A 26,568-nucleotide genomic window follows, 5' to 3' on the forward strand; every position below is an offset into this window, starting at 1 on the left:
TCAGCCGGCCCTCAGCCGGTAGCCCACGCCGCGGACGGTGAGGATGCGCTCGGACCCGATCTTCGAGCGCAGCGAGCGCACGAAGACGTCGACGACGTTCGAGCCGGGGTCGAAGTCCATGTCCCAGACCATCCCGAGCAGCTGCTCGCGGCTGAGCACCTGGTCCGCGTGCTCGACGAATGCCTCGAGCAGGGAGAACTCGCGGGCGGTGAGCTCGACCTCCCTGCCGGCCACCGTCGCGGTGCGGCGGCGCACGTCCAGGGTGAGGTCGCCGACGCCCAGCGTCTCCTCGGACGCGGGGGCGGCGCCCCCTTCGCGCAGGCGCAGCCGCACCCGGGCCAGCAGCTCGGCGAACTGGAAGGGCTTGGTCATGTAGTCGTTGGCCCCGCCCTCGAGGCCGCTCACGGTGTCCTCCACGCCGTCCCGGGCGGTGAGGATGATGACCGGGATGTCCACGCCGTCGCCGCGCAGCCGGCGCAGCACCTCGAAGCCGTCCAGCCCGGGCAGGCCGACGTCCAGGACGAGCAGGTCGAAGCCACCGGTGGAAGCCAGCGCCCAGGCCTCCCGACCGTGGGTGGTGACGGTGGTGCGGTAGCCGCCGGCGCGCAGGCCCTTGTCGATGAAGCTCGAGATCGCCTCATGGTCCTCCGCGATGAGGATGCTGCTCATGACACCTCCGGGATCGGCATGGTCTCCTCGCCCTCCTGCTCCCCCTGGTCGGTGACGTGGGGGACCAGGAGGGTGAAGACAGCACCCTGCCCCGCTTCGCCGCCCACGTCGACCCGACCGCCGTGCGCCTCCGCGATGGCCCGCACGATCGCCAGCCCCAGGCCGGCGCCCCGGTGGCGGGTGCCGTCCGGGTTCTCGCCGTGGGCGAAGCGCTCGAAGATCTGGTCCCGGTCGGCGACGGGGACGCCGGGACCGTCGTCCTCGATGCTGATCGCGAGCGCGGGCCCGATCCGGGGGTCCGTCACGAGGGCCGATCCCAGGGTGATCGCGCCACCGTCCTGCGTGTGCTGCACGGCGTTCTGCGCCAGCTGGAGCACCGCCTGGGTGATGCGCTGCGGGTCCAGCCGCGTCGTGCCCTCGGCGATCTCACGGATGCCCCAGCGCCGGTCGCCGAGGGCGCTGATGCGCGCGTCGAGACCGACGGTGAGGGCCGCGAGGTCGACGTCCTCGCTCATCCGCACGAAGTCGGGCCGGTCGGCCTTGGCGAGCGCGAGCAGGTCGGTGACGATCCGGCTCATCCGGTCCAGCTCCTGGCTCACGATCCGCATCGTCACGGCCCGCGACTCGGGGTCGTCGTCCATCAGCTCCAGGTGCCCCCGGATCACCGTGATCGGGGTCCGCAGCTCGTGGCCGGCGTCGTCGACGAAGCGCTGCTCCGCGCGGAAGGCCTCCTCGAGCCGGTCGAGCATCCGGTTGAAGGTGGTCGCCAGGCCCGAGACGTCGTCGTCCCCGACGTCGATGCGCCGGGTGAGGTCCTGCTCGGTGATCTCCGCGGCCGTCTCCTGGACCTGCCGAACCGGACGCAGGATCCGCCCGGCGACCAGCCAGGAGACCACGCCCCCGAAGACCAGCGCCGCCAGCGAGATCAGCGCCAGGGTCTGCACGGTCTGGTCGACCCGCGCGGTCTCCTCGTCGGTGAACTGCGCGGCGATGAGCAGGGCGCTCTCGCCGCCGTCGACCTCGACGACGGAGCGGGCCCACCGCATCTCGCCGGCGGGGGTGTCCCGGGTTCCGCTCGTGTCCTTGGCCGCGGCACGCAGGAAGGCGCTGTCCGAGGCCACGTCGTAGCCCCCGTCGTCCACCTCCGGCGTGCCCGGGCCCGGTGAGTAGAAGACCCGACCGGAGGTGCCGACGTACCCGACGATGACCTCGCCGCGGGAGAGACGCTGCCGATCGAGGAAGACGTCGAGGAGGCGCTCGCTGGAGGTGAAGGGCTCCCCGGTCTCCGGGTCGATGCCTTCCTCGGTGAAGGTCTGGAACTCCCTGATCTCCTGGGAGACGGCGTCATTGGCCCGTTCGGCGACCTCGAGGTGCAGGGACTCGTGGACGATGACCACGACGCTGGCCAGGCTCACGAAGAGCACGAGCACCATCCACCCGACGATCGTCTCGCGGGCCAGGCGGGGACGCTTCCCGTGACCGGCCCCGGAGGGCTCAGTCGTCGTCATCGTCGTCCCGGTCGTCGTCGTCATCGTCATCGTCGTCGTCGTAGTCCGGCGGCGGGGAGACGGTTCGGCTGCTCCACTGCGGGTCGGGTGTGCTCGTGGGGCGCTTCGTGGGACGAGTGGACGTGCTGGAGGACGGCTCCGTCGTGGGCGACTCGGTGGAGCTGGGGGTCGGGCCGGACTCGGTCGGCTCCTGCGTGGACGACTCGGTCGGCTCCTGCGTGGACGAGCTCCCGGAGCCGGGGTCGCCGGAAGGGCCGATCGTCGAGGTGCTGCTCCCCGGGGTGAGCGTGACCCCGGGCTGCTGGACCGGCTCGGGGTCGGAGGGCGCGGCCAGGGCGCGGAAGCCCAGACCCACGAGGAGGGGCACCGCGATCAGCACGACGAGCAGCAGCCCGCCACGGCTGAGGCGCCTCACGGGAGCTCACCGTCCGGCGTGGCGACGGGGGTGGTCGACATCGTGGCCCTTTCTCTTCGGGCAGGGGTTTCGTCCCAGACTAGGCAGCGGTGGTGAGCCGATCGTGAGCCGTGGATGAGGAATTCCTCATCCACGGGTCAGCGGCCGAGGATCCGCCTCAGCCAGCGGGGACGGGTGCTGACCTGGACGAGCCCCGGCTCGTTCTCCGGCGTCGGGGCCTCCGGGTGCAGCGCCTCGATGAGGACCGCCGAACCCGGCGCGGGCCCGGACAGCGTGCTCGGGTCGATGCTCCACGCGGCAGCGGTGGCCAGAACGTCCGCCTCCGAGGTCTGCCCGCCCGTCGGCGGCTGGTCACTGCGCAGGCCCCCGCGCTCGGCGATGAGCCAGTGGTGGTCCTCCTGCGAGCTGGCGAAGGCCTGCACCTGCGTGCTCATCATCGCCGAGAGCATCTCGACCCGCCGGCGCGAGAGGCCGGCGGCATCGCCCCCGACGACGAGGGTCCACCGGCCGTCGACCCCGGGCAGCGGCGGCAGCACGGCCGTGGCGCCGGTGCCGGTGGCGCGGACCGCCTCCGCGACCTCGGCCACCCGCCCACCGGTCAACCCCAGCGCCTCGACGACCTCCGCCTGCGGCTTGCCGCGTACGGCGAGCCAGGCGCTCCCGGGGCCGAAGGGGACCAGCCCGCTCACAGCGCCCTGCTCATGATCACCCGGTCCCGGTCATCGCCCTCGGCCACGCGCAGCGCCCCCGGGACGCGGCCGACCTCCTCGTAGCCGAAGCGGGCGTAGAAATCACCGACGCCCGTGCCGTCCCGCTGGTCCAGGACGGTCCGCTCGATGCCGCGCTCCCGGGCCGCCCGGTGCAGGCCGGCCATGAGCAGCCTCCCGTACCCGAGGCCGCGGCGGTCGGGGTCGGTCATGACGCGTTCGATGGACGCGGTGTGGCCCTGCAGGTCACCCGTGCCCGGCACGAGGAACCCGAGGCCGAGCAGCTCGCCCTCCGGGGAGTTCAGCGAGACCCCGACGACCCGACCGGCGACCATCCGGTCGGCGTAGTCGTCGAGGACCGCCGAGACCCGACCCCGGCTCGTCCCGGGGCGGAAGCCGACCGCCCCGCCGCTGTCGTTGACCCGCACCCACATGTCGAGGACCGCCTCGGCCGCCCGGGGCGGGACCCGGTCGACGACGCGGATGTACGGCAGCTCGAGGACCTGCCAGGTCTCCCCGTCGACGTCGTGGTCCTGGTCGGGCGCGTGCACGAGACCCGCGGAGGTGAGCAGCTCCCGGGTGGCGGAGTCCTCGGGCGCCACCCGCATCCGCACCGGCAGGTCGGGCAGCCACGCCAGGGCGTGTCCCATGGCGAGACGCAGCGCCCGGGCCATCCGCTCGGTCGAGGTCCCCACGACCGAGCGCGTGGTCAGCCGCACGAAGTCCCCGCGGTCCTGCAGGCCGACGAAGCCCACCGCCAGGCTGTCCCCCTGCCGCACGACCCAGGTGCCCCAACCGCGCTCCTCCCAGTGCGCGATCCAGTCCTGCACCACCTCGGCGGGGCGCTCGTGGGAGGCCGGCAGGTCGAGCAGCTCGGCGACGAGCGCGACCTCCTCCGGGGTCGCCGGGATCATCGTCAGGTCGTCCGCGGAGAGCTCGCGGGGGACGGGTCCCCCTTCGCCCTCGGCGGTGACGGGCTGGTGGTCCATGCCCCAATGGTGCACCGGAGGTGCCCGTGCTGCCACGATGTGGACACCATGACCTCCTCCCCCGCCGCGCCGCCCACCGCCCTCACGATCCCCGAGGGGATGAGCCCGGAGGACCTCTACGAGCACTTCGCGCAGTGGGCGAGCGGGCGCGGCACCGAGCTCTACCCGCACCAGGAGGAGGCGCTGCTCGCCCTCCTCGGCGACGACCACGTCGTGCTCGCCACCCCGACCGGGTCCGGCAAGTCCCTCGTGGCCACCGGTGCCATCGCCCACGCCCTGGCCAAGGACGAGGTCGCCTTCTACACCGCCCCCATCAAGGCGCTCGTCAGCGAGAAGTTCTTCGACCTGTGCGCGATCTTCGGCGCCGAGAACGTCGGGATGCTCACCGGCGACGCCTCCGTCAACGCGGACGCCCCGATCATCGTGTGCACCGCGGAGGTGCTGGCCAACCTCGCGCTGCGCGAGGGCAGTGCCGCCGACGTCGGTCTCGTCGTCATGGACGAGTTCCACTACTACTCCGAGCCCGAGCGCGGCTGGGCCTGGCAGGTGCCGCTGCTGGAGCTGCCGCAGGCCCAGATGCTGCTCATGTCCGCCACCCTCGGCGACACCCGCGACATCGAGGAGGACCTCGCCGCGCGCAGCGACCGGGACGTCGTGCGCGTCGCGGACGCCGAGCGCCCCGTGCCGCTCACCTTCCGGTGGGTAATGACCCCGCTGCAGGAGACGATCGAGGAGACCCTCGAGTGGGGGCGCGCCCCGGTCTACGTCGTGCACCAGACCCAGGCGAAGGCGGCCGAGCACGCCCGCAGCCTGCAGACCACCAGGCTGCTGACGAAGGGAGAGAAGGCAGCCTTGGCCGACCGGCTGGCGGGCTTCCGCTTCTCCGCCGGCTTCGGCAAGACCCTCAGCGCCCTCCTCCGGCGCGGCATCGGGGTGCACCACGCGGGGATGCTGCCGCGCTACCGGCGTCTCGTCGAGCAGCTCGCCCAGGCGGGGATGCTCAAGGTCATCTGCGGCACCGACACCCTCGGCGTCGGCATCAACGTGCCGATCCGCACGGTGCTCTTCACCTCGCTGACGAAGTTCGACGGCCACCGCCACCGGGTGCTGCGGGTGCGCGAGTTCCTCCAGGTCGCCGGTCGTGCCGGCCGCGCCGGCTACGACACCGAGGGGTACGTCCTCGTCCAGGCGCCCGAGCACGTCATCGAGAACCACCGGGCCGAGGTCAAGGCCGGTGACGACCCGAAGAAGCGCAAGAAGCTGCAGCGCAAGAAGCCGCCGGACGGGTTCATCGTCTGGACCGAGGACACCTTCACCAAGCTGACCACCGCCGAGCCGGAGAAGCTGCGCTCGCGGATGAAGGTCGACAACGCGATGATCCTGGGTGCCGTCGCCCGCCCCGGCGACGCGGTCCGCACCCTCTCGCGGCTGACCCGTGAGAACCACGAGGACGCCCGCAGCCGTGCCCGGCTCGCCCGCCGCGCCATCCGGCTGGGCCGCAGTCTGCTGGACTCCGGTGTGCTGCAACGGCTCCCGGAGCCGGACGAGACCGGGCGCACGGTCGCGCTGACGGTCGACCTGCCGCGGGACTTCGCGCTCAACCAGCCGCTGGCCCCCTTCGCGCTGGCGGCGCTGGACCTGCTCGACCGGGAGGACCCCGGCTACGCGCTGGACCTGGTCTCCACGGTGGAGGCGGTGCTGGAGGCCCCCTTCGCCATCCTGCTGGCGCAGCAGCACGCCGCCCGCGGCGAGGCCATCGCGCAGCTGAAGGCCGACGGCGTCGAGTACGACGAGCGGATGCGCATCATCGACGAGATCACCTGGCCGCAGCCGCTCGCGGAGGAGCTGGAGGCGGCCTTCGAGACCTATCGGCAGACCCACCCGTGGCTGCCGGAGGAGGCCCTGACCCCCAAGTCGATCGTGCGGATGATGTGGGAGCAGGGGATGTCCTTCGCGGACTTCGTGCGGCTCTACCAGCTCGCCCCGCGGGAGGGCCTCGTGCTGCGCTACCTCTCCGACGCCTACCGGACGCTCACCCACACGGTGCCCGAGGCCTACGCGAGCGAGGAGGTCGAGGCACTCACCGAGTGGCTCGGCGAGACCGTGCGCCAGACCGACTCCTCGCTGCTGGACGAGTGGGAGGCCCTCGCCGACCCCGACGGACACACCGCCGAACGGATCAGCAACCACGAGGCCACCGCTCCCCCACGCCCGCTGACCGCGAAGGCCGGCCCCTTCCGCGCGATGGTCCGCGGCGCCCTGTGGCAGCGGGTCGAGCTCGCCGCCCGGGACGACGTGGACCGGCTCGCCGCGCTCGAGGTCGCGGCGGCCGAGCTCGCCGACGACGGGCGCTCCCCGGTCATGGGGGCCGAGGACTGGGACGTCGCGCTCGGCGACTACTGGGAGGTCCACGACGAGATCGCCACCGACGCCGACGCCCGCGGGCCGCACCACCTGCACATCGAGGAGGCCCGCGGACCCGCGCCGGGTGGGCCCGAGGACGGGCCGGAGGTCCGGCTGTGGGAGGTCCGCCAGACCCTCGCCGACCCCGCCGGCGACCACGACTGGGTCATCGAGGCGCTCGTCGACCTCGACGCCTCCGACCGGGTGGGGGCCGCCGTCGTGCTGGCCACCGCGCTGCGCTCGCTCTGACGCCATGATCCTCATCGACCCGCCGACGTGGCCCGGATGGGGCCGGCACTGGAGCCACGTGGTCTCCGACGCCTCCCTCGAGGAGCTGCACGACTTCGCCGAACGGATCTCGCTGCCGCGCAGGCTCTTCGACGAGGACCACTACGACCTGCCCGAGGAGCGCTACGAGGAGGCGGTCGCCGCCGGCGCCCGGGAGGTCAGCGGGCGGGAGCTGATCCGCGCGCTCATCGCCAGCGGCCTGCGGGTCAGGCAGGCGGAGCGACGCTGAGCCGATCCAGCTCCCGGGCGAGGTTGGCCCGGGCGCGGGCGGTCCAGTGCTCGTGGGCGTGGTCGGTGCGGTAGAGCCGCTCCCGGCGGGCGAAGGGGGCCAGCACCTCGCTCCTGCCCCGCGCGAAGTCCTCCGCCGGGACCTGCCGGTACTCCAGCCGGACCTGGTGGCAGTAGGCGTCGAAGCGCTCGGTGCCTGCGGAGAGGATCCACAGGTCGGCGTCGTGGAAGGCATCGCCCATCGGATCCGGACCGGTACCGGAGGGCTCGTGGGTGGCCGACTCCCGGACCACCCGGGCGACGGCCGCGACCACGTCCGGCGGCAGGCCGATGCCCGGGAGGGTCTCCTCGGCCAGCCGGGCCGAGGCCTCCTCGGTCTCACCGGGGGGCGCGTGCACGTCGTAGACCGCGTCGTGGAACCACGCCACGAGGTCGGCGACGGCGCCGGAGCCCTCCGGGAGGGCACCCCCTTCGCCCAGCTCGTCGAGGGCGGCGAGCACCTCCGCAAGGTGCACGACGTCGTGGTAGGAGCGGTGCGGCTCCAGCCACCGCTGCAGCAGGTCCTCCCCGAGCGCCACCGCCCCGGGTGCGAGCTCGACCGGGCACAACGGCACCACCACGTCCCGCCAGCGGTCCACGAGGGTGTTCACATGTGGGATTCTGCCGGAATGAGCGCCCCTTCGTCCTCCCGCGACACACTCGAGACCGTCCGGCGTGCCGGAGTCGAGACGACCGGGATCGAGATCATCGAGGAGTCCGACCGCACCGCACGGCCACGGGACCTCTTCTGGCCGTGGTTCGCCGCCAACGTCTCGGTCTTCGGCATCTCCTACGGCAGCTTCGTGCTCGACTTCGGCGTCTCCCTCGGCCAGGCGATCCTCGTCTCGGTGCTCGGCATCGTCATCTCCTTCCTGCTGTGCGGCCTCGTCGCGGTGGCCGGCAAGCGCGGATCGGCGCCGACGATGATCATCTCCCGGGCCTCCTTCGGGGTGCACGGCCAGAAGCTGCCCGGCGTCGTCTCCTGGATCGTCTCGATCGGCTGGGAGACCTTCCTGGCGATCATGGCCACGCTCGCGACGGCAACGGTCATGCGCGAGCTGGGCTGGGGCGGGGGCACCGGCACGAAGGTCGTGGCGATGCTCGTCGTCGCAGCCCTCATCGTCACCGCCTCGGTCGCCGGCTACCACCTGATCATGCGACTCCAGTCGGTACTGACCTGGCTGACGGGGCTCGCCACGATCGTCTACGTCGCGCTCACCCTGCAGCACGTGCAGTGGGACGCGCTGGGGCAGCTGGAGGGCGGCTCGCCGCAGCAGGTGCTCGGCGCGCTGATCATGGTGATGACCGGCTTCGGGCTCGGCTGGATCAACATCGCTGCCGACTGGTCGCGCTACCAGCGCCGCGACGCCTCCTCGGGCGCGATCGTCTCGTGGAACACCCTCGGCGGGGCCCTCGCCCCCTGCCTGCTCGTGGCCTACGGCATCGGTCTCGCCGGCTCCGACGAGGCACTGCGCACCGGCATCGCCGCCGACCCGATCGGCACCCTCGCGACGATCCTGCCGACCTGGTACCTCGTCGTCTTCGGGGTGACCGCGGTGCTCGCGCTCGTCTCCGGGGCGGTGCTCGGCATCTACTCCTCTGGGCTGACGCTCCTCAGCCTGGGCGTGCGCATCCCGCGGCCGGCGGCCGCCGGCCTGGACGGGGTGCTGCTCACCCTCGGGACGATCTGGGTGGTCTTCTTCGCCGAGGACTTCCTCGGGCCCTTCCAGTCCTTCCTCATCACCCTCGGGGTGCCGCTCGCCGCCTGGGCGGGGATCTTCCTCTCCGACCTGGCGCTGCGGCGCGCGGACTACGACGAGGCGGCGCTCTTCGACGCGCGCGGCCGCTACGGCTCGGTCGACTGGATCTCGATCGCGACGATGCTCCTCGTCTCGGTCATCGGCTGGGGGCTCGTGACCAACGCGATGCCCGACTCCACCTGGAACAACTGGCAGGGCTACCTGCTCAAGGCCTTCCTCGGCACCGAGCTCGTGCAGGACCCGGCCGGCAACTACTGGGTCGGTGACTGGTCCTACGCCAACCTCGGCGTCATCGTCTCCCTCGTGCTCGCCTTCGTCATCACGTGGGTGGCCCGCCGCCCGGTCGTGCGCCGGCAGGAGCGCGCCGATGGCTGAGCCCCTGCCGATCGACGCCGCGGTCGCCCCCTGGTTGGTCGTCATCGACCCGCAGCGGATCTTCGCCGACCCCGCCTCGGACTGGGGATCGCCGATGTTCGCGGACTCGCTCGGCCCGGTCCGGGAGCTCGCGGGTGCCTTCGGGCGCAAGCGCACCCTGCTCACCCGGTGGCTGCCCGGCGAGCACGTCGGCTCCTGGGAGGACTACTTCCGGCGCTGGCCCTTCGCCGATCGTCCGGCCACCGACCCGGTCCACGAGCTCGTCGAGGGAGTCCGGGAGCTCAGCTCACGGCCGCCGGTCGAGGCGAGCACCTTCGGCAAGTGGGACCGGCTGCGGGAGGTCACCGGCGAGACGCCGACGCTCGTCCTCGCCGGTGTGGCCACGGACTGCTGCGTGATCTCGACCGCGCTGCCGGCCGCCGATGCCGGCGCCCACGTCGTCGTCGCCGCGGACGCCTGCGCGGGCTCGGACCAGGGCAGCCACGACGCCGCGCTGCACGTGATGGGCCTCTACGCCCCGCAGATCGTGGTGACCGACTCCGCCCGGGTGCTCGCCTCCCTTCGCCCCTGATCGGCCCGGTCAGCTCGCGGCCGGGTGGATGTCGACCATCCAGGGGGTGCCGAACTTGTCGGTGAGCATGCCGAACTCGTCGCCCCACATCTGCTGCTCGAGGGGCACGTCGATGCGGCCGCCCTCGGCCAGCCCCTCCCAGTAGCCGCGCAGGCGGTCGACCTCGTCGCCGCTGATGCTCACCGTCATCCCGCCGCCGTGCTGCGGCGCCGGCATGCCTGGCGGGGTGTCGCTGGCGAAGATCACGTAGCCGGCCTCGGTCTCCAGGCTGGAGTGCATGACGAGGTCGGCGATGGGCCCGGCGTCGGGGTCCATGTCGCCGAAGGTCGCGATCTCGAGGGTTCCCCCGAGCACGGCCTGGTAGAACTCCATCGCCTAGTGGGAGCCACCGACAGCCGCCACAGCTCTCCTCCCACCCGCTCGAGCGGGGCGCAGCGCTCGTGCCGCCTCCCGGACCGCGTCACCGAGCCGGCCCACCCGCGAGGTCTGCAGGGACCACACCTGCCAGTGGAGAGTGACGTCGACGTGGGCGCGGCGGCGCAGCAGCACCAGCCGGCCGGTCTCGAGGTCGTCGCCCAGCTGGGCCTCCGGGACCATCGCCCACCCCAGACCCGCGCGGACCGCGGCGAGGAAGCCCTCCGAGGAGGGCACGTGGCTGCACGGCGGTGGGTCGGTCACGCCGAGCCCGCGCAGCACCGAGTGCTGCAGGTCGTCCTTGGCGTTGAAGCGCAGCACCGGCATCCGCTGCCAGTCCACCCCACGTCCTGACCGGTGGCGCTCCGCAACGAAGGGGGCCGCCACCGGCAGGTAGCGCATGGCACCGAGGACCTCGGTGCGGCAGCCGGAGACGGCGGTGGGATCGGCGCTGACCGCGGCGAGGACGTGACCGCGACGCAGGTGCTCGCTGCTGTGCTCCTCGTCCTCCACCGCGAGCCGCAGGAGGGTGTCCGGCCACGTCGCCGCGGCGGCGAGCACCGGCTCGAACCAGGTGGCCAGCGAGTCGGCGTTGACGGCGACCGGCAGCTCCAGGCCGGGGGCACCCCCTTCGCCCAGGGCCGCGCGGGCGTCCTCCTCGAGGAGGACCATCTGCCGGGCGGTGCGCAGCAGCACCTCCCCCGCACTCGTCGGGCGGCACGGCGCGCTCCGCTGCACGAGGACCCGGCCGGTGGCCGACTCGAGGGCCTTGATCCGCTGGCTGATCGCCGAGGGGGTCACCTGCAGCGCGGTGCCGGCGGCCTCGAAGGTGCCGTGGTCGATGACGGCGAGCAGCGCTCGCAGGTGCTCGAGGTTCATGAAGCAACTCTAAGGATCCGAAAGGAACTTTCGCTTCTCTTGCCCATCGGGGGCGACCTACTCTCGGCCCGTGCTCACCACCGCCCTCGCCGGCATGCTCACCGGACTCGCCCTCATCGTCGCCATCGGCGCGCAGAACGCCTTCGTGCTGCGGCAGGGCATCCGGCGGGAGCACCTCGTTCCGGTCCTGCTCGTGTGCATCACCGCGGACGCGCTGCTCATCTCGCTGGGCACCGCCGGCGTGGGCGTCCTCGTGCAGTCCCACCCCCGGGCGCTGACGGTCGTCACGTGGGTGGGCGTGGCCTACCTCGTGGTCTACGGCCTGCTCTCACTGCGGCGGGCCCTCTCCCCCGGGGCGCTCACTGCGGCGGCGCCGGCCTCCCGCGGCTCCGTGGTGCTCACGACGCTGGCGATCACCTTCCTCAACCCGCACGTCTACCTGGACACCGTGGTCATGCTCGGGTCGATCGCGGGCGGCTTCGAGGAGCAGCGGTGGGCCTTCGCCGCGGGCGCGGCGACGGGCAGCCTCGTCTGGTTCACCGGTCTCGGGCTGGGGGCCCGCTGGCTCGCCGGGCCGCTCGGCCACCCCCGCACCTGGCAGGTCCTCGACGGGCTCATCGGCCTGACGATGCTCGCCATCGCCGGGCGCCTCGCGACCCTCTGAGGAGGCCCGGTCAGCGCGCCAGCGTCCCCTCGAAGGGCTCCAGCTCCGCGGCGAGGTTGGGCATGACCCGGGCGCGCAGCCGCGTGCCCTCGGCGACGTGCTCCTCGCGGAGGATCTCGCCCTCCTCGTGCAGCCGGCTGACGAGGTCACCGCGGTCGTAGGGCAGCAGCACCTCGACGTCGATCTGCGGGCGGGGGAGCTCCCGGGCGATGAGCTCCAGCAGCTCATCGACGCCCTCACCGGTACGTGCGGAGACCGCGATGGAGTACTTCTCCTCGCGGAGCACGCGGGCGATGACCTCCGGGTCGGCGAGGTCGGCCTTGTTGAGGACGACGACCTCCTTGACGTCGGTGGCGTCCACGTCCGCGAGCACCGCCCGCACGGCGCTGATCTGGCTCTCCGGGTCGGGGTGCGAGGCGTCGACGACGTGCAGCAGCAGGTCGGCGTCGGCGACCTCCTCCAGCGTGGAGCGGAAGGCCTCGACGAGCTGGTGGGGCAGCGCCCGGACGAAGCCGACGGTGTCGGTCAGCGTGTACTCCCTCCCGTCCGGGGTCTCGGTCCGCCGCACCGTGGTGTCCAACGTCGCGAAGAGCTGGTTGTCCACGAGCACGCCGGCGTGGGTGAGTCGGTTCAGCAGGGTCGACTTGCCGGCATTGGTGTACCCGGCGATCGCCACCGCGGGCACGCCCCGGTTGGCGCGGGCCGAGCGACGGGTGTCGCGGTGGGTCTTCATCCCGGACAGCTCCCGCTTGAGCTTGGCGATGCGGGAGTTGATCCGGCGCCGGTCCAGCTCGATCTTCGTCTCACCGGGACCACGGGAGCCCATCCCCTGGCCGCCGGCGGCCTGACCACCGGCCTGCCGGGACATCGACTCACCCCAGCCGCGCAGTCGCGGCAGCAGGTACTGCAGCTGGGCCAGCTCGACCTGGGCCTTGCCCTCGCGGCTCTTGGCGTGCTGGGCGAAGATGTCGAGGATCAGCGCCGTGCGGTCGATCACCTTGACCTTGACGACGTCCTCGAGGGCACGCCGCTGGCTCGGCGCGAGCTCGCTGTCGCAGACGACCGTGTCGGCCCCCTCCGCGAGGACGATGTCGCGCAGCTCGAGCGCCTTGCCGGAGCCGAGGTAGGTGCCGGGGTCGGGGTTCGGCCGGCGTTGCAGCACGCCGGCGAGGACCTCCGAGCCGGCGGTCTCCGCCAGGGCGGCGAGCTCGCGAAGGGAGTTCTCCGCCTCCTCGGCGGTCCCGTGGCTCCACACCGCGGCGAGGACGACCTTCTCCAGCCGCAGCTGGCGGTACTCGACCTCGGTGATGTCCTCGAGCTCGGTGGACAGGCCGGAGACCCGGCGGAGCGCGGAGCGCTCCTCCCGGTCCAGCTGGTCACCGTCGAAGTGGTCTCGGCCCTCGATGGGACCCGGCTCGGCCGCGAGCGCCTGGGCGCGCCGGGAGAGCAGGTGATCATCGTCGTCTCGCAGTGGTTCCGTCATGTCTCCTTCAGGATCTCACCATGGAACGCCCCACGGCCAGCGAATACTCCCGACCCGCCCGGGACGCTCGGGCGATCCCCCGTCCTCGACACGTAGAGTTTCTGCCGCCCACGACGGGCACTCCCTTCTCCCCCTTCGTCCGGAGGCCGACGCCCCCATGAGTCCCGAGACCGACTCCACCACTGCAACGACGGACCAGGACCACCTCTCCCGCGGCCTGAATCCCCGTCACGTGCAGTTCATCGCCTTCGGCACGGCGATCGGCACCGGCCTGTTCTACGGGTCCGCGGAGACCATCCAGGTCGCCGGTCCGGCGGTGCTGCTCGCGTACGCGGTCGCCGGCGCGATGGTCTTCATCGTCATGCGGGCCCTCGGCGAGATGGCGGTGCGCCACCCCGTCGCCGGGTCCTTCGCCCAGTACACGGGCTCCTTCCTCGGCCCCTGGGCCGGGTACATCACCGGCTGGGTCTTCTGGCTGGAGCTGGCCGTCGTCGCGATCGCGGACATGACGGCAGTGGCGACCTACATGGGGCTGTGGTTTCCCGGTGTACCCGGCTGGGCGTGGATGCTGGCGGCAATCGCCGTCATCGGGACCCTGAACCTCATGGCCGTGAAGGTCTTCGGCGAGATGGAGTTCTGGTTCTCCCTCATCAAGATCCTCGCGATCCTCGCCCTCGTCGTCGGCGGCATCGTCCTCATCCTCTGGGGCCGTGAGGTCGGCGGAACCACCCCCGACGTCGCCCACCTGTGGCAGCACGACGGCTTCGCCCCCTTCGGTCTGTGGGGGATCATCATGAGCTTCAGCGTCGTCGTCTTCTCCTTCGGCGGCATCGAGACGCTCGGCATGACCGCCGGGGAGGCCGACGACCCGGAGCGGTCCATGCCGCGCGCGGTCAACACGGTGCCCTTCCGCATCCTGCTCTTCTACGTCGGCGCGCTCGCGGTGATCATGGCGATCATCCCGTGGGACCGCGTGACGGGCGAGTCCTCCCCCTTCGTCGAGGTCTTCGCCGCCCTGCAGGTGCCGGCAGCCAAGCACCTGATGAACTTCGTCGTCCTCACCGCCGCGCTCTCGGCGATGAACGCGATCTTCTACGCCTGCTCGCGCACGATGTACGGGCTGGCGGAGCAGGGGCACGCCCCCCGGTCCTTCCTGCACCTCTCGCGCCGCAGCAACATCCCGGTCATCCCGGTGACGATCATGTTCGGCACCGGCCTGGTCGGGGTCGCCCTCTTCCTGCTCATCGAGGACCGGCTCTTCTTCTACGTCGCCGCGATCGCGACCTTCGCGACCGTCTTCACGTGGCTGATGATCCTGCTGGCCCACTGGCGGATGCGGGTGCAGGTCGCCCGCTCCGGCGCGCCCGCCACGTCCTACGGGATGCCCTTCTTCCCGGTCCCGAACGTCATCGCCATCGCCTTCATGATCGGCGTCATCCTGCTGCTGGCGATGACGGAGGACGGGCGGCACGCCTTCGTCGTCGGCGCCGGGACGCTCGTCGTGCTGACGATCGGCTACGTCGCCCTGGTCCGCGGGCGGGGCCGGGAGACCACGACGTTGCCGACCGACGCGCGGTACGCACCGGCGGGGGCCGGCTCGGACGTCGACGACCGGGCCTGACCCGGGCTCAGCCCTTCGCCAGGGTCCGGATGTCGGTGACCTGGGTGCGCTCGGCGTCGGCCCGCTCGTCCTCGCTCATCTGCTGGCTCTCCCGCTCGGCCTCGACCCGCTCGAGGTAGTGCTCGACCTCGGTGCGCACCGTCGCCTCGTCCCAGCCGAGCTCCCGGCCGAGGATGCGCGCCGCGGGCTCCGCGCTCGAGACGCCCCGGTCGGTGGTGTCGATCGAGATCCGGGTGCGCCGGGTCAACAGGTCGTTCAGGTGCAGCGTGGCCTCGGAGCGGGCCGCGTGCACGACCTCGACGGTGAGGTACTCCTCGGCCCCGGTCAGGGGCCGGGCCAGCTCCTGGTCCTCGTCGATCATCGCGAAGAGGTCCACCGCGAGGGATCCGTAGCGGTCCAGCAGGTGGGTGATCCGCCAGACCGGCAGGTCGTGACGGCGGCTCAGGGAGTCGATCTGGTTCACCAACGCCTGGTAGCCCTCGGCGCCGAGCAGCGGGATGTGCTCGGTGACGCTGTCCGGCACACCCGGGGCGAGGTCCTCCCGGGCCGCGTCCACGCCGTCGGCGGCCATGATCCGGTAGGTCGTGTACTTCCCGCCCGCGATCGAGACCAGACCCGGTTGGGGGCGGGCGACCGCGTGCTCGCGGCTCAGCTGCGAGGTCTCCTCCGACTCTCCCGCCAGCAGCGGGCGCAGACCCGCGTACACGCCCTGGATGTCCGCCCGCGTGAGCGGGGTGAGCAGGACGCCGTTGATCTGCTCGAGCAGGTAGTCGATGTCCGCGGCGGTCGCCGAGGGGTGGGCGCGGGAGAGGTTCCAGTCGGTGTCGGTGGTCCCGATGATCCAGTGGGTGCCCCACGGGATGCAGAAGAGGACGGAGGTCTCGGTGCGCAGGATGAGACCGGTCTCGGAGTTGATCCGGTCCCGTGCGACGACGAGGTGCACGCCCTTGCTCGCGCGGACGTGGAAACGGCCCCGCCCGCCGGCCATCCGCTGGATGTCATCGGTCCACACCCCGGTGCAGTTGATGACGACGGAGGCGTTGACAGCCACCTCCTCCCCGGTCTCGACGTCCATGACGGTGGCGCCGACGACCCGCTCCCCCGCGTGCTTCAGGCCGGTCACCTTCGCGGAACTGAGCACGGTCGCGCCGTAGGCGGCCGCGGTGCGGACCACGGTGAGGGTGTGGCGGGCATCGTCGGTCTGCGCGTCGTGGTAGAGCAGACCGCCGTGGTGGGCGTCGGGGCGCAGTCCGGGGGCGATGCCGCGCACCCCCCGCTTGGACAGCTGCTTGGTCCGCGGGACGGAGCGCCCGCCGCCCATCGTGTCGTAGAGCGTCAGCCCGGCGGTGACATAGGGCCGCTCCCAGACGGCGTGCTTGAGCGGGTAGAGGAAGGGAACCGGCTTGACCAGGTGCGGCGCGATCCGGGTGAGCATCAGCTCCCGCTCCTGGAGGGCCTCCCGGACGAGGCCGAAGTCGAGCTGCTCGAGGTAGCGCACCCCGCCGTGGAAGAGCTTGCTGGAGCGCGAGGAGGTCCCGCAGGCGAAGTCCCGCTGCTCGACGAGGGCGACCTTGAGGCCCCGCGTGGCCGCGTCCAGCGCCGTGCCGGCCCCGGTGACCCCGCCCCCGACGACGAGCACGTCCAGATCCTCCTCGGCCAGCCGCCGCCACGCCCTCACGCGCTCCGCCGAGTCCAGTGGGGTGGGGGTGGGCATGTGACCTCCTGCAATCGCTGCTCCTGGCGAAGGGGGCGAATCCCCCTCACCCACAACGGTAGCCGCCGAAACGGCTCCACCACCCGGGGAACCTGAGACGATGTCGGGCATGAGCGCCTCGAGGACCTATGTGCTGGCCATAGACCAGGGAACGACGAGCACCCGCGCCGTCGTCTTCGACCGCGCCGGCAAGCCGGTCGCCAGCGACCAGATCGAGCACGAGCAGATCTTCCCGCGAGCCGGCTGGGTGGAGCACGACGCCCTGGAGATCTGGGAGAACGCCCGCCGCGTCATCGGCGGCGCCCTGAGCAGGGCGAACCTGAACAGCCGGCACATCGAGGCCGTCGGCATCACGAACCAGCGCGAGACCACGGTCGTGTGGGAGAAGGCGACCGGCCAGCCGATCCACCACGCCGTCGTCTGGCAGGACACCCGCACCCAGGCGTTCGTCGACGAGCTGGCCGAGGACGGCGGCGTCGAGCGCTTCAAGGACGTCTGCGGGCTACCGCTCGCGACCTACTTCGCCGGGCCGAAGATCGCCTGGATCCTCGACCACGTCGAAGGGGCCCGCGAGCGCGCCGAGGCCGGCGAGCTCCTGGCCGGGACGATGGACACCTGGCTGCTGTGGAATCTCACCGGCGGCGGTGAGAACGACGGCGTGCACGTAACCGACGTCACGAATGCCTCGCGCACCATGCTCATGGACCTGCGCACCCTGGACTGGGACGACTCGGTCTGCGAGGCCATCGGCGTGCCGAGGCAGCTGCTCCCGCAGATCCGTTCCTCCTCCGAGGTCTACGGTCGGTGCCAGCCCGGCGTCCTCAGCGGGACGCCCGTCGCCGGGATCCTCGGGGACCAGCACGCGGCGACCTTCGGCCAGGCGTGCCTGACGCCCGGCAGCGTGAAGAACACCTACGGAACCGGCAACTTCATGCTGCTCAACACCGGCACCGAGATCGTCACGAGCGACAACGGTCTGCTCACCACGGTCTGCTACAAGCTCGGCGAGCAGGACGCCGTATACGCGCTCGAGGGCTCCATCGCGGTCACCGGCTCGCTCGTGCAGTGGGTCCGGGACAACCTCGGCCTCATCCGCTCGGCCCCGGAGATCGAGGACCTCGCGGCCACGGTCGAGGACAACGGCGGGGTCTACTTCGTGCCCGCCTTCTCCGGTCTCTTCGCCCCGCACTGGCGCCCGGACGCCCGCGGCGCGATCCTCGGGCTGACCCGCTTCGCGAACAAGGGGCACCTGGCGCGCGCGGTGCTGGAGTCGACCGCGTACCAGACCCGGGACGTTCTCGAGGCGATGCAGGCCGACGCCGAGCGGGCCGGCGGCCGGCTCACCGAGCTCAAGGTCGACGGCGGCATGGTCGCCAACGAGACGCTCATGCAGTTCCAGGCCGACCTCCTCGGGGTCGACGTCGTGCGCCCGAAGGTCGTCGAGACGACCGTCCTCGGGGCCGCCTACGCCGCTGGCCTGGCCGTGGGCTACTGGGAGTCCACCGACGAGATCGTCGACAACTGGGGCGAGGACACCCGCTGGAGCCCACAGCTGGACTCCGACGAGGTCGACCGGCTGCACCGCAACTGGACCAAGGCGATCAGCAAGTCCCTGGACTGGGTCGACGAGGACGTGGACTGAGGAAGCCCCAGGTCACGCAGCCAGGAGCCCCTCGTAGTAGATCTCCAGTGGCGACCACGACCGGCACGTCGACGTGCGGCCGTGTCCGAGCAGTGGCGCGGCCACGGAGGTGAATTCGGACCCGGTGGGTGTCGTCAGCCGCACGGTGTGGGGTCCGCCGCCGGGATCGAGTCCGGTCGCAATGACCTCGGCTTGCCAGCCGGGTTCCTCCTTGACGAGGTTGTGTCGCTGGCAGCTACCCATGGCGTTGGCCGCCGAGGTGGCGCCGCCGCGGGCGGCGGGGGTGACGTGGTCGACCTGCCGTGCGGGTGCGTCGCACCACGGCACCCGACAGGTCGCGTCCCGCAGGCCGATCAGCTGGCGCAGCACCCCGCTGAAGAGTCGCCGTTGTGAGTCCATCGCCACCAGGTCGCGCCCACCCGGGGCGGTCCACAGTCGGCGCAGCCAGGTCCGGGTGTCGGTGTCGCACAGGCGCAGCAGGTGCTCGCGGGCCATGTCGGCGGGCACGGCGCCCCAGCCGGGGATCTCGACCGCGCAGCCGCCGTCCCGTCCGTCTGGGCCGCCGAAGGCTGCGGGGATGATCGCGTCCTCGCTCATCACCAGCCCGACCTCGACCGGCTGCACCTGCCCCGTGTCACGACCGGACAGACGCTCCAGCGCGGTGTCGGCCAGCCACTGGCCCCGGCCCCGCTCGTCCGCGGCCCGGGCCGCGTCGACCTCCGGGTCACCGGTGGCGACGTAGCGGGCCTCCTCCGCTGCGGTCAGGGCCGCGTAGGCACCGACGACATCGGCCAGCGGCCCCAAGATGCTGAGCCGCGCCATCCCGTCCGGCGCCGGGCGCACCCCGACATGACGCGACGCGGCGGCCCGTCGGCGGCGCTCGACGATCGCCTCCTGATCGAGGTCGATGGCCACCCGCTGCGCTGCCGCCGTCAGCGCACGGTCACCCAGCGTGCTCAGGTCCGGCGCGAGCCGGCGGTCGGCCTCGAGACGGTCTGCCGGCGACAGGCAGGCCGTCTCCCGCACGACGATCAAAGACCGCGCCTCGCTGATCTCGCCAGCGGTCAACGCGGCCATCGTCAACGGCAGGTCGTGCACGAGAGCCTTGGCCGCACCCACATGACGGTCGGCCTGCCACGGCGAGCACCGGCGGGACAGCGCCACCTCGGCACGAGTCGCGCTGCGCCGGCACGAGGCCTCGCGCCGGGAGATCTCCTCCCGCGCGGCAGCCTCCTGCGTGAGCTCGTCCCGGTCCTCGACGAACCGCGCCGTGGCGCGCGCCTGCACCGCGGCCGCCGCCCCCTTCGTGGCCTCCAGCGTGGTGATCACCTGCATCAGGTCCGCCTCCGAGAGCCCATCCACGGATGCCGCCCCCAAGGCCGCGAGGACGTCGTCGAGCACGTCCGGCAGCACGGCGGCACCCTGGACCTCGGGTGCTCCTGCCGCGCTCTGCTCGATCATCGCGTCCTCCTTGACTCCCACCATTATCGAACATATGTTCGATAATGTCAAGATCTGCCGTGGACCTGATGTGGCCCTCTAGAGTTCCCCCGTGACCGACCCGACCGAGCACTACTTCACCGACAACCCCGCTGCGAGCGAGGCCGAACGGCGCGAGCTGCGCACGACACTCGCCGGACGCGACGTGACGGTGACGACCGCAGGGGGCGTCTTCTCCCCCGGCGGCGCGGACAAGGCGACGTCGATCCTGCTCGACGTCGTGCCGGAGCCGCCGGCCGAGGGGGACCTGCTGGACCTCGGATGCGGCTGGGGGCCGATCGCGCTCACCCTCGCGATGCGCTCCCCCGCAGCGACCGTGTGGGCGGTCGACGTCACCGAGCGGGCGCTGGACCTCACCCGGCGCAACGCCGCCGCCCTGGGACTGGACAACGTGCGCGCCGTCCGGCCGGAGGAGGTGCCGGAGGAGACCCCCTTCGCCGCGATCTGGTCCAACCCGCCGATCCGGGTGGGCAAGGCGGTCGTCCACGACATCATGCGCACCTGGCTCCCCCGGCTGGCGAAGGGGGCCGATGCCCACCTCGTCGTCGGCAAGAACCTCGGCGCCGACACCCTCGCCGCATGGATCACCGCCGAGCTGGACCTGCCCGTCGTGCGGGTGGCCTCGCGCAAGGGCTTCCGCATCCTGCGCGTCGAGCGCCCCTGAGCCTCAACGGCGCCCGGCCCGCAGCCGGGTGCTCGCCGCGTGGGCCAGTCGCCGCAGCGCGTGCTCGTGAGTGGTGGGCTCGAAGACCCGGGTCGGCCCCGACACCGACAGCGCCGCGACCGCCCGTCCCCCGGGCCCGGTGACCGCCGCCGCCATGCAGGTCAGCCCGGGCTGGATCTCCTCCCGGTCGTGGGCCACCCCGGTGCGCCGGATCTCCTCCAGCTCCGCCCGCAGCCGCTCCGGGTCGGTGATCGTCCTCGGGGTCCAGCGGGGCAGCGGACCGGCGAGGACCCGTTCGGCCAGCTCGTGGTCGTGGGCCAGCAGCGCCTTGCCCACCCCGGTGCAGAAGGCGGGTGCGCGGCCTCCGATGCGCGAGGGTGCCGGCGCCGCCTGCGGGCCGTGCAGCTTGTTGAGGTAGACGACCTGGGGGCCGTCGATCATCGCCATGTGCACGGTGTGCTTCGTCGCGGTGTAGAGCTCGATGAGCCACGGCGTGAGCAGCTCACGGACGCGCTCGGTGCCGGCATCCCCGGCGATGTCGGTCATGCCGTGGATGAGCGGCCCCAGCCGGTAGGAGGTTCCGGCGCGCTCGACGGCGCCGGTCTCTTCGAGGGCCGCGAGCAGGCGGAAGGTCGTCGACTTGCTCAGGTCGGCCCGGCGGGCCAGCTCGCTGACGCCGAGACCGGTCCCGGCGTCCTTGCCGAAGGCACCGAGCACGGCGACGGCCTTGGCCACGGAGGAACGGGGGTCGCGCTCGGTCACGGACCCATCCTGACCGCTGCGGTGGGCTTCGACCCCCTTCGTGCCGTACAGCGGAACGCTGACGTGGCGCACCCGTCCCCTCCCACAGGATGCTGGGAACAGCTCACCGCCCCACCCGAGGCAAGGACGAAGGATGAAGAAGAAGGTAGCCATCATCGGCTCCGGCAACATCGGCACCGATCTGATGATCAAGGTCATCCGCACCTCCGAGGTGCTGGAGATGGCCGCGATGGTCGGGATCGACCCGGAGTCCGACGGCCTGCGCCGCGCCGCGGCCATGGGCGTCGCCACCACCCACGAGGGCGTCGAGGGCCTGAAGGCCATGGACGTCTTCGAGGAGATCGAGATCGTCTTCGACGCCACCGCGGCCAAGGCCCACGAGGCAAACGCGCGCGCCCTGGAGGGCAGCGGCAAACGACTCGTCGACCTCACCCCTGCCGCCCTCGGCCCCTACGTCGTGCCGCCCGTCAACGGTGACCAGCACATCGCCGAGGGCGCTGACAACGTCAACATGGTCACCTGCGGTGGCCAGGCCACGATCCCGATGGTCGCCGCAGTCAATCGGGTCTCCCCCGTGCACTACGGCGAGATCGTCGCCTCCATCGCGAGCAAGTCCGCCGGCCCCGGCACCCGGGCCAACATCGACGAGTTCACCGAGACCACCTCCGCCGCCATCGAGAAGGTCGGCGGTGCCACCCGCGGCAAGGCCATCATCATCCTCAACCCCGCCGAGCCGCCGCTCATCATGCGCGACACCGTGCTGTGCCTGACCGGCGACGTCGACCAGGACGCCGTCCGCCGGTCCGTCGAGGACATGGCAGAGCAGGTCCGCAGCTACGTGCCCGGCTACCGGCTCGTCCAGGACGTCCAGTTCACCCCCGTGACCGCCGACGAGGTGCGGACCCTCGTGGACGCGGACGTGGCGCCCACCACCAAGATCACGGTCTTCCTCGAGGTCGAGGGAGCCGCCCACTACCTGCCGGCCTACGCCGGCAACCTCGACATCATGACCTCCGCGGCACTGCGGACCGCCGAGCAGATGACCGCCGGCGCCCCGGAGCTGGCCGCGGCCACGACGGAGGCAGCCCGATGAGCACCACGACCACCACGCCCACGAAGCTCTACATCCAGGACGTCACGCTGCGCGACGGCATGCACGCCGTGCGCCACCGGATGTCCCCCGAGGACGTCGGTCGTATCGTCGGTGCGCTCGACGCCGCCGGCGTCGACGCCATCGAGGTGGCCCACGGTGACGGCCTCGCCGGCGCGAGCCTGACCTACGGCCCCGGCAGCAACACCGACTGGGAGTGGATCGAGGCGGCGGCGCAGAACATCTCCAGTGCCGTCCTGACCACCCTGATCCTCCCCGGTGTCGGCACCATCGAGGAGCTCAAGGAGGCCTACTCCCGCGGAGTCCGCTCGGTGCGCGTCGCCACGCACTGCACCGAGGCCGACGTGGCCAAGCAGCACATCGAGGCCGCCCGCGAGCTCGGGATGGACGTCTCCGGCTTCCTCATGCTCAGCCACATGGCAGAGCCGAAGGAGCTGGCCGAGCAGGCCAAGCTCATGGAGGGCTACGGGGCGCACTGCGTCTACGTCACCGACTCCGGCGGCCGGCTGACGATGAACGACCTGCGCGACCGGCTGCGCGCGTACAAGGACGTGCTCGACTCCGGGACCCAGCTGGGCATCCACGCCCACGAGAACCTCTCGTTGTCGGTGGCCAACTCGGTCATCGCCGTCGAGGAGGGCGTCACCCGCGTGGACGCCTCGCTCGCCGGTCAGGGCGCCGGGGCGGGCAATGCCCCGATCGAGCCCTTCGTCGCCGTCGCCGACCTGCAGGGCTGGGAGCACGGCTGCGACCTCTTCAAGCTCCAGGACGCGGCCGACGACATCGTCCGCCCGCTGCAGGACCGCCCGATCCGGGTGGACCGGGAGACCCTCACCCTCGGGTACGCGGGGGTCTACTCCAGCTTCCTGCGGCACGCCGAGGATGCCTCGAAGAACTACGGCGTCGACGTGCGCGACATCCTCATGGAGGTCGGCCGTCGCAAGCTCGTCGGCGGCCAGGAGGACCTCATCGTCGACATCGCCCTCGGGCTGCGGGACGGCGCCAAGGCCTCCTGAGCCGGCTCCTTCAGAGGAGCTCGGTGGTCCCGTCGGCGACGAGGACGGCGGGACCACCGAGCTCGACCTCGCGGCCGACCAGCAGTCGCACCTGCAGGCTGCCGCCGGGGACGTCGACGCGGGCGGCCCCGGTCCTGTCGGCCGCCCCCGACCAGAAGGCCACGCCGATCGCGGCCGCGCAGACGCCGGTACCGCAGGAGCGGGTCTCCCCCACGCCGCGCTCGTGGACGCGCATCCGCACGTGGCCCGGCCCGACGACGCGGACGAACTCGACATTGCTGCCCTCGGGGGGCGTCGGCTTGACCGCGGGGGCCCGGGTGAGGTCCAGCCCTGCGAGCGAGACGTTCGGCGGGAGCGCGACGACGGTGTGCGGGTTGCCCAGGTCGAGGGAGAGCGCGGAGAAGGGTTCGGGGACCTTCTCCTCCTCCTCGACGTGCACGAGGGCGTCGAAGCCTTCGGCCTCGGCCTTCGCCTCGTCACGGAAGGACCAGGTGCCCATGTGCGTGATCACCTGCTCGCCCTCGAAGCGGACCCGGCGCACGCCGGCCCGCGTCGCGAGGGCGAACTCCTCCCCGACGAGTCCCTCGCGCCGCAGCCACGTCGCGATGACGCGGGTCCCGTTGCCGCACATCTGCGCCAAGGACCCGTCGGCATTGCGGTAGTCCATGAACCACTCGGCCTCGCCGGCCTGCGCGCGCACGGACTCCTCCTCGGAGGCACTCGTCGGCACGATGCGGATCACGCCGTCACCGCCGATGCCCGCGTGCCGGTCGGCGAGCAGCGCCACCTGGCTCGCGGTCAGGTCCAGCCGCGCGTCGAGGTCGGGCACGAGGACGAAGTCGTTCTCGGTGCCGTGCCCCTTGGTGAAGGTCAGGCTCATGCGCCCCATTCTGCCGAACGGCGCGCGAGCGCCAACGCCGCCTCCGTCAGGTCCTCCCGACCTGCCTCCAGCCAGTGGACCCGGTGGTCCGGCCGCCACCAGGACTCCTGCCGGCGGGCGTAGCGGCGCGTGGCCCGTGCGGTCCGCTCGATGGCCTCCTCACGCCCGATCTCGCCGTCGAGCTGCGCGAGCGCCTGGGCGTATCCGATGGCCCGCGAGGCGGTCCGGCCCTCGCGCAGTCCCGCCCGGTCCAGCCGGGCCACCTCCTCGAGCAGGCCGGAGTCCCACATCCGCCGGGCCCGGGCGTCGATGCGCGCGACCAGCACATCCCGGTCCTCCCGCAGACCGATGACGAGCGAAGGGCGCCGGTAGCGCTTCGTGGGCGCCGTCGCCGCGAAGGGCCGGCCGGTCAGCTCCACGACCTCGATGGCACGGATGATCCGGCGCAGGTTGTTCGGCTCGATGGCAGCCGCGGCCTCGGGGTCGAGCTCGCGCAGCCGGGCGCGCAGCCGGTCCGGGCCCCCCTCCTCCTGCGACTCCGCCTCGAGCCGGGCACGCACGTCCGGGTCCGTGGGCGGGATGTCGAGGTGGTCCAGCGCCGCGCGGACGTAGAGACCGGACCCGCCGACGAGCACCGGCACGCGGCCGCGGTCGATGAGGTCGGCGATGACCGTCTCGGCTCGCTCCTGGTAGTCCGCAAGGGCCGCCTCCTCAGTGACCTCGAGGACGTCGAGGAGGTGGTGGGGGATCCCCCTTCGCTCCTGCGGTGGCAGCTTGTTGGTGCCGATGTCCATGCCGCGGTAGAGCTGCATGGCATCGGCCCCGACGACCTCGCCGCCGAGCGCTTCGGCGAGGGCGAGGGCCAGCTCGGACTTGCCGGTGGCGGTCGCGCCGACGACCGCGATGACCTGCGGCGGGCGCGGGGTCACGACGACGCGGGCTCCTCGGCGTCCTCGTCGTCGTGGCCGAAGGGGTCGGTGTCGGTGCCGGGCAGCCAGGTGTGGCCGGGCCCGTCCCAGCCCTCCTCCTTGATCACCTTCTTGGCCTTCTTCTTCCAGCGCTGGCCGAGCCGGTCGACGTAGAGGAAGCCGTTGAGGTGGTCGTACTCGTGCTGCATGCAGCGCGCGAACTCCCCGGTGGCCTCGAAGTTCAGCTCGTTGCCGTCCCAGTCGTACCCCGTGACCGTGGCGTGCTGGCCGCGGCGCAGCGGGAAGGAGTAGCCCGGGAAGGAGAGGCAGCCCTCGGACTCGTGCTCCCGGTCCGGCTCGCCGTCGGAGGGCTTGGAGGCCTTGACGAAGGGGTTGATGACGTGCCCCAGCTCAGGCACGCCGTCCTCGTTGGCCATGTGCCAGGTGAAGATCCGCAGCCCCACACCGATCTGCGGGGCGGCCAGCCCGACGCCCCGTGCGGCCTCCTGGGTCTCGTACATGTCCTCGATCAGCGTGCGCAGGTCCTGGTCGAACTCGGGGACCGGCTTCGCCCGCGTGTGCAGGACCGGCTCCCCCCAGATGGTGATCGGGTGGATGGTCATGGGCGGCATCTTCTCATACCCGGCGCGGCCGGTTGCCCGGGTCCCGGCCCGCGCTCGGGGTGGAGGTGGCTCAGGCCTTGATGGCCGAGATCTCCATGTTGAGGGTGATCTTCTTCGAGACGAGGACGCCGCCGGTCTCGAGGCCGGCGTTCCAGGTCAGGCCCCAGTCCTCGCGGTCGACCGTGGTCACGGCGGTGAAGCCGGCGCGGACGTTGCCGAAGGGGTCCTGTGCGGTGCCGTCGTAGGTGGCCTGCAGGGTGACCTCCTTGGTGACGCCCTTGATGGTCAGGTCGCCGACGAGGTCGAAGTTGCCGCCGTCGACGTCCTGGACCCCCTTGGCGACGAAGGTGATCTCGGGGAACTGCTCGACATCGAAGAAGTCGGCGGACTTCAGGTGGCCGTCGCGGTCGGCGGAGCCGGTGTCCACGGAAGCGGTCCGCATCGTCGCGCTGACCTTCGAGTCGGTGAAGTTCTCGGCGACCTCGATGGTGCCCTCGAGGTCCCGGAGGTAGCCGCGGACCTTGGTGACCATCGCGTGGCGGGCGACGAAGCCGACCTCGGTGTGGCTCGGGTCCAGCGAGTAGGTGCCGGCAGCGAGGTCCTGGAAGGTGCTCGTGGTCGTGTTCGTCTCGGTCATGTGACTCTCCTGTCGAGGGGGCGGTCCCGGGTGGTCCTCCCGGGTACATCCACCACGGTAGACGAAAACTAGTTTATTCGTCAACTACATTGGTGACG

At 72.0% G+C, this 26,568-nt stretch carries 26 protein-coding genes; 10 read left to right on the forward strand and 16 right to left on the reverse strand.

Annotated elements, in window-relative coordinates; all coding sequences use genetic code 11:
• The 5 genes from JCO01S_RS05190 to JCO01S_RS05210 form a co-directional block, all read right to left on the reverse strand.
• On the reverse strand, positions 1-669 hold the full coding sequence (locus tag JCO01S_RS05190; RefSeq protein ID WP_068251772.1) for a response regulator transcription factor: 669 nt from the start codon (positions 667-669) through the stop codon (positions 1-3).
• A complete protein-coding gene (locus tag JCO01S_RS05195; RefSeq protein ID WP_218002224.1) occupies positions 666-2,207 on the reverse strand; it encodes a sensor histidine kinase in 1,542 nt (513 codons plus the stop codon). Before JCO01S_RS05195 ends, JCO01S_RS05190 begins: the two co-directional genes overlap by 4 nt.
• Positions 2,164-2,592: a hypothetical protein gene (locus JCO01S_RS05200; protein ID WP_068251781.1), complete on the reverse strand. Its 429-nt coding sequence runs from the start codon at positions 2,590-2,592 to the stop codon at positions 2,164-2,166. The genes JCO01S_RS05195 and JCO01S_RS05200 overlap by 44 nt, the downstream gene beginning before the upstream one ends.
• Before the next feature lie 137 nt (positions 2,593-2,729).
• On the reverse strand, positions 2,730-3,281 hold the full coding sequence (locus JCO01S_RS05205; RefSeq protein ID WP_068251785.1) for a hypothetical protein: 552 nt from the start codon (positions 3,279-3,281) through the stop codon (positions 2,730-2,732).
• Positions 3,278-4,288, reverse strand: a complete 1,011-nt coding sequence (locus JCO01S_RS05210; protein ID WP_068251788.1) for a GNAT family N-acetyltransferase — start codon at positions 4,286-4,288, stop codon at positions 3,278-3,280. Before JCO01S_RS05210 ends, JCO01S_RS05205 begins: the two co-directional genes overlap by 4 nt.
• A gap of 48 nt (positions 4,289-4,336) precedes the next feature.
• On the opposite strand from JCO01S_RS05210, the gene JCO01S_RS05215 reads away from it, so the two are divergent.
• Both JCO01S_RS05215 and JCO01S_RS05220 read left to right on the forward strand, forming a co-directional pair.
• Positions 4,337-6,940, forward strand: a complete 2,604-nt coding sequence (locus tag JCO01S_RS05215) for a DEAD/DEAH box helicase (protein ID WP_068252009.1) — start codon at positions 4,337-4,339, stop codon at positions 6,938-6,940.
• A gap of 4 nt (positions 6,941-6,944) precedes the next feature.
• Entirely contained in the window at positions 6,945-7,208 is a 264-nt protein-coding gene (locus JCO01S_RS05220; RefSeq protein ID WP_068251790.1) for a DUF4031 domain-containing protein, read from the forward strand.
• Here JCO01S_RS05220 and JCO01S_RS15640 read toward each other — a convergent pair.
• A complete protein-coding gene (locus JCO01S_RS15640) occupies positions 7,186-7,857 on the reverse strand; it encodes an HD domain-containing protein (protein WP_068251793.1) in 672 nt (223 codons plus the stop codon). The genes JCO01S_RS05220 and JCO01S_RS15640 overlap by 23 nt on opposite strands.
• A gap of 18 nt (positions 7,858-7,875) precedes the next feature.
• On the opposite strand from JCO01S_RS15640, the gene JCO01S_RS05230 reads away from it, so the two are divergent.
• Positions 7,876-9,381, forward strand: coding sequence for a purine-cytosine permease family protein (locus JCO01S_RS05230; protein ID WP_068251796.1), 1,506 nt, complete (start codon positions 7,876-7,878; stop codon positions 9,379-9,381).
• Positions 9,374-9,952 (forward strand): cysteine hydrolase family protein, encoded by a 579-nt coding sequence (locus JCO01S_RS05235; protein WP_068251798.1) that lies wholly within the window; start codon positions 9,374-9,376, stop codon positions 9,950-9,952. The genes JCO01S_RS05230 and JCO01S_RS05235 overlap by 8 nt, the downstream gene beginning before the upstream one ends.
• A gap of 9 nt (positions 9,953-9,961) precedes the next feature.
• On the opposite strand, the gene JCO01S_RS05240 is transcribed toward JCO01S_RS05235, so the two are convergent.
• Positions 9,962-10,324, reverse strand: a complete 363-nt coding sequence (locus JCO01S_RS05240; protein WP_068251801.1) for a VOC family protein — start codon at positions 10,322-10,324, stop codon at positions 9,962-9,964.
• Between the two features lie 3 nt (positions 10,325-10,327).
• On the reverse strand, positions 10,328-11,245 hold the full coding sequence (locus JCO01S_RS05245; RefSeq protein WP_068251808.1) for a LysR family transcriptional regulator ArgP: 918 nt from the start codon (positions 11,243-11,245) through the stop codon (positions 10,328-10,330).
• A gap of 94 nt (positions 11,246-11,339) precedes the next feature.
• On the opposite strand from JCO01S_RS05245, the gene JCO01S_RS05250 reads away from it, so the two are divergent.
• Complete coding sequence (locus JCO01S_RS05250) at positions 11,340-11,909, forward strand: LysE/ArgO family amino acid transporter (RefSeq protein ID WP_068252012.1); 570 nt, start codon at positions 11,340-11,342, stop codon at positions 11,907-11,909.
• A gap of 10 nt (positions 11,910-11,919) precedes the next feature.
• On the opposite strand, the gene hflX is transcribed toward JCO01S_RS05250, so the two are convergent.
• On the reverse strand, positions 11,920-13,392 hold the full coding sequence (gene hflX / locus JCO01S_RS05255; RefSeq protein ID WP_068251816.1) for a GTPase HflX: 1,473 nt from the start codon (positions 13,390-13,392) through the stop codon (positions 11,920-11,922).
• A 157-nt stretch (positions 13,393-13,549) separates the two neighbouring features.
• On the opposite strand from hflX, the gene JCO01S_RS05260 reads away from it, so the two are divergent.
• Positions 13,550-15,013 carry an amino acid permease gene (locus tag JCO01S_RS05260; RefSeq protein ID WP_084342647.1) on the forward strand — a complete coding sequence of 488 codons (1,464 nt, stop codon included), beginning with the start codon at positions 13,550-13,552 and terminating at the stop codon, positions 15,011-15,013.
• 7 nt (positions 15,014-15,020) lie between these two features.
• Here JCO01S_RS05260 and JCO01S_RS05265 read toward each other — a convergent pair whose 3' ends face one another.
• A complete protein-coding gene (locus JCO01S_RS05265) occupies positions 15,021-16,727 on the reverse strand; it encodes a glycerol-3-phosphate dehydrogenase/oxidase (RefSeq protein ID WP_068251820.1) in 1,707 nt (568 codons plus the stop codon).
• A gap of 109 nt (positions 16,728-16,836) precedes the next feature.
• On the opposite strand from JCO01S_RS05265, the gene glpK reads away from it, so the two are divergent.
• On the forward strand, positions 16,837-18,369 hold the full coding sequence (glpK, locus tag JCO01S_RS05270) for a glycerol kinase GlpK (RefSeq protein ID WP_068251823.1): 1,533 nt from the start codon (positions 16,837-16,839) through the stop codon (positions 18,367-18,369).
• Between the two features lie 12 nt (positions 18,370-18,381).
• Here glpK and JCO01S_RS05275 read toward each other — a convergent pair whose 3' ends face one another.
• Positions 18,382-19,830: an HNH endonuclease signature motif containing protein gene (locus JCO01S_RS05275; protein WP_068251826.1), complete on the reverse strand. Its 1,449-nt coding sequence runs from the start codon at positions 19,828-19,830 to the stop codon at positions 18,382-18,384.
• Between the two features lie 91 nt (positions 19,831-19,921).
• Between JCO01S_RS05275 and JCO01S_RS05280 the strand changes: the two genes are divergently transcribed.
• A complete protein-coding gene (locus JCO01S_RS05280; protein ID WP_068251834.1) occupies positions 19,922-20,533 on the forward strand; it encodes a class I SAM-dependent methyltransferase in 612 nt (203 codons plus the stop codon).
• 3 nt (positions 20,534-20,536) lie between these two features.
• Here the strand turns inward: JCO01S_RS05280 and JCO01S_RS05285 are convergent, their stop codons facing one another.
• Entirely contained in the window at positions 20,537-21,295 is a 759-nt protein-coding gene (locus JCO01S_RS05285; RefSeq protein WP_068251836.1) for an IclR family transcriptional regulator, read from the reverse strand.
• Between the two features lie 133 nt (positions 21,296-21,428).
• Here JCO01S_RS05285 and JCO01S_RS05290 point away from each other — a divergent pair, with 133 nt between their 5' ends.
• Both JCO01S_RS05290 and dmpG read left to right on the forward strand, forming a co-directional pair.
• Positions 21,429-22,388, forward strand: a complete 960-nt coding sequence (locus tag JCO01S_RS05290) for an acetaldehyde dehydrogenase (acetylating) (RefSeq protein WP_068251839.1) — start codon at positions 21,429-21,431, stop codon at positions 22,386-22,388.
• Entirely contained in the window at positions 22,385-23,422 is a 1,038-nt protein-coding gene (dmpG, locus tag JCO01S_RS05295; protein ID WP_068251844.1) for a 4-hydroxy-2-oxovalerate aldolase, read from the forward strand. Before JCO01S_RS05290 ends, dmpG begins: the two co-directional genes overlap by 4 nt.
• 10 nt (positions 23,423-23,432) lie before the next feature.
• On the opposite strand, the gene dapF is transcribed toward dmpG, so the two are convergent.
• The 4 genes from dapF to JCO01S_RS05315 form a co-directional block, all read right to left on the reverse strand.
• Positions 23,433-24,302 (reverse strand): diaminopimelate epimerase, encoded by an 870-nt coding sequence (dapF, locus tag JCO01S_RS05300; protein WP_084342656.1) that lies wholly within the window; start codon positions 24,300-24,302, stop codon positions 23,433-23,435.
• Positions 24,299-25,231 carry a tRNA (adenosine(37)-N6)-dimethylallyltransferase MiaA gene (gene miaA / locus JCO01S_RS05305; RefSeq protein WP_068251848.1) on the reverse strand — a complete coding sequence of 311 codons (933 nt, stop codon included), beginning with the start codon at positions 25,229-25,231 and terminating at the stop codon, positions 24,299-24,301. The genes dapF and miaA overlap by 4 nt, the downstream gene beginning before the upstream one ends.
• Complete coding sequence (gene def / locus JCO01S_RS05310) at positions 25,228-25,833, reverse strand: peptide deformylase (protein WP_068251851.1); 606 nt, start codon at positions 25,831-25,833, stop codon at positions 25,228-25,230. The genes miaA and def overlap by 4 nt, the downstream gene beginning before the upstream one ends.
• 70 nt (positions 25,834-25,903) lie before the next feature.
• Positions 25,904-26,470 (reverse strand): YceI family protein, encoded by a 567-nt coding sequence (locus tag JCO01S_RS05315; protein WP_068251852.1) that lies wholly within the window; start codon positions 26,468-26,470, stop codon positions 25,904-25,906.
• Positions 26,471-26,568: the final 98 nt, after the last annotated feature.

It is taken from the genome of Janibacter corallicola NBRC 107790 (assembly GCF_001570965.1).
Taxonomy (GTDB): Bacteria; Actinomycetota; Actinomycetes; order Actinomycetales; family Dermatophilaceae; genus Janibacter; species Janibacter corallicola.

Coding starts and splice junctions, on each gene's coding strand:
- JCO01S_RS05235 (WP_068251798.1), top strand. CDS start 9,374: ATGGCTGAGCCCCTGCCGATCGACGCCGCGGTCGCCCCCTGGTTGGTC.
- hflX (WP_068251816.1), bottom strand. CDS start 13,392: ATGACGGAACCACTGCGAGACGACGATGATCACCTGCTCTCCCGGCGC.
- JCO01S_RS05195 (WP_218002224.1), bottom strand. CDS start 2,207: ATGACGATGACGACGACGACCGGGACGACGATGACGACGACTGAGCCC.
- JCO01S_RS05215 (WP_068252009.1), top strand. CDS start 4,337: ATGACCTCCTCCCCCGCCGCGCCGCCCACCGCCCTCACGATCCCCGAG.
- JCO01S_RS05290 (WP_068251839.1), top strand. CDS start 21,429: ATGAAGAAGAAGGTAGCCATCATCGGCTCCGGCAACATCGGCACCGAT.
- dmpG (WP_068251844.1), top strand. CDS start 22,385: ATGAGCACCACGACCACCACGCCCACGAAGCTCTACATCCAGGACGTC.
- JCO01S_RS05315 (WP_068251852.1), bottom strand. CDS start 26,470: ATGACCGAGACGAACACGACCACGAGCACCTTCCAGGACCTCGCTGCC.
- JCO01S_RS05210 (WP_068251788.1), bottom strand. CDS start 4,288: ATGGACCACCAGCCCGTCACCGCCGAGGGCGAAGGGGGACCCGTCCCC.
- JCO01S_RS05190 (WP_068251772.1), bottom strand. CDS start 669: ATGAGCAGCATCCTCATCGCGGAGGACCATGAGGCGATCTCGAGCTTC.
- JCO01S_RS05275 (WP_068251826.1), bottom strand. CDS start 19,830: ATGATCGAGCAGAGCGCGGCAGGAGCACCCGAGGTCCAGGGTGCCGCC.
- JCO01S_RS05265 (WP_068251820.1), bottom strand. CDS start 16,727: ATGCCCACCCCCACCCCACTGGACTCGGCGGAGCGCGTGAGGGCGTGG.
- JCO01S_RS05260 (WP_084342647.1), top strand. CDS start 13,550: ATGAGTCCCGAGACCGACTCCACCACTGCAACGACGGACCAGGACCAC.
- dapF (WP_084342656.1), bottom strand. CDS start 24,302: ATGAGCCTGACCTTCACCAAGGGGCACGGCACCGAGAACGACTTCGTC.
- JCO01S_RS05250 (WP_068252012.1), top strand. CDS start 11,340: ATGCTCACCGGACTCGCCCTCATCGTCGCCATCGGCGCGCAGAACGCC.
- JCO01S_RS05240 (WP_068251801.1), bottom strand. CDS start 10,324: ATGGAGTTCTACCAGGCCGTGCTCGGGGGAACCCTCGAGATCGCGACC.
- JCO01S_RS05220 (WP_068251790.1), top strand. CDS start 6,945: ATGATCCTCATCGACCCGCCGACGTGGCCCGGATGGGGCCGGCACTGG.
- JCO01S_RS05230 (WP_068251796.1), top strand. CDS start 7,876: ATGAGCGCCCCTTCGTCCTCCCGCGACACACTCGAGACCGTCCGGCGT.
- JCO01S_RS05245 (WP_068251808.1), bottom strand. CDS start 11,245: ATGAACCTCGAGCACCTGCGAGCGCTGCTCGCCGTCATCGACCACGGC.
- def (WP_068251851.1), bottom strand. CDS start 25,833: ATGACCATCCACCCGATCACCATCTGGGGGGAGCCGGTCCTGCACACG.
- glpK (WP_068251823.1), top strand. CDS start 16,837: ATGAGCGCCTCGAGGACCTATGTGCTGGCCATAGACCAGGGAACGACG.